Genomic DNA, 837 nt, shown 5'->3' with positions numbered 1-837 from the left:
TCCTTATTCCGACTGGGCGCGCAAATCGCTGCTGATGTCGGCCTATTCCTTCTACAGCGCCGGCGACTATGACAGCTGCATCGGCGCGGCGACCCGCTACGTCACGCTGCATCCCGGCAGCCCGGACGCCGCCTATGCGCAGTATCTGATCGCCGCCTCGAACTTTGACCAGATTCCGGACGTTTCGCGCGACCAGGGCCGTACCGAGAAGTCCATCGCCGCGCTTGAGGAAGTGATCCGCAAGTATCCGACCTCGGAATACGCCAGCAGCGCCAAGCGGAAGATCGAAGCCGCCCGCGACCAGCTCGCCGGCAAGATCCAGGAGCGCTATGGCTATACGAAGGAACGCGCTGAAGACGAACTCAAGGCGTGGGAGCGCGACACCCGCTGGTAATGCCGCGGTGATGTCGATGTAATGACAGGCGGCCGGTTGTTTATTTTGCGACCGGCCGCTTGCCCAATTTGCGCTGCAGCGTCCGACGGTGCATGTTGAGCGCCCGCGCCGTGGCGGAGATATTGCCGCCGTGCTCGGCGAGTACGCGCTGAATGTGTTCCCACTCCAGGCGCGCGACGGACAGCGGCGCGGGGTTCTCCATCGTCTGTTCAGCCACGGCTTCAGACACGCCGACTTGCAGCGCCAGCAAAATCGAGTCGACATTGGCCGGCTTGGCCAAATATTCATCAGCGCCTAGCTTGACCGCCTGCACGGCGGTGGCGATGCTCGCATAGCCCGTGAGGATCAACATGCGCGCCTCGGGCAGCGCCTGGCGCAGTGGAGCAATCCAGTGCAGGCCCGAATCCGTGCCGCCATGGGGCATCAGTCCCTTGTCACTGGTG

At 63.4% G+C, this 837-nt stretch carries 2 protein-coding genes; one reads left to right on the top strand and one right to left on the bottom strand.

Translation table 11 applies throughout. From position 1 onward, the window contains the following. A partial coding sequence (gene bamD / locus D1614_RS27925; protein WP_206610140.1) for an outer membrane protein assembly factor BamD occupies window positions 1-394 on the top strand: 394 nt, incomplete at its 5' end. Between the two features lie 40 nt (window positions 395-434). On the opposite strand, the gene D1614_RS27920 is transcribed toward bamD, so the two are convergent. Then, on the bottom strand, window positions 435-837 hold a 403-nt coding region (locus D1614_RS27920; protein WP_119440471.1), incomplete at its 5' end, for a response regulator transcription factor.

Origin of the sequence: Maribellus luteus (assembly GCF_003576475.1) — a bacterium.
Taxonomy (GTDB): domain Bacteria; phylum Bacteroidota; class Bacteroidia; order Bacteroidales; family Prolixibacteraceae; genus Draconibacterium; species Draconibacterium luteum.
The sequence above is the reverse complement of the archived record's forward strand: the minus strand, read 5'-3'. Positions and strand labels throughout refer to the sequence as shown.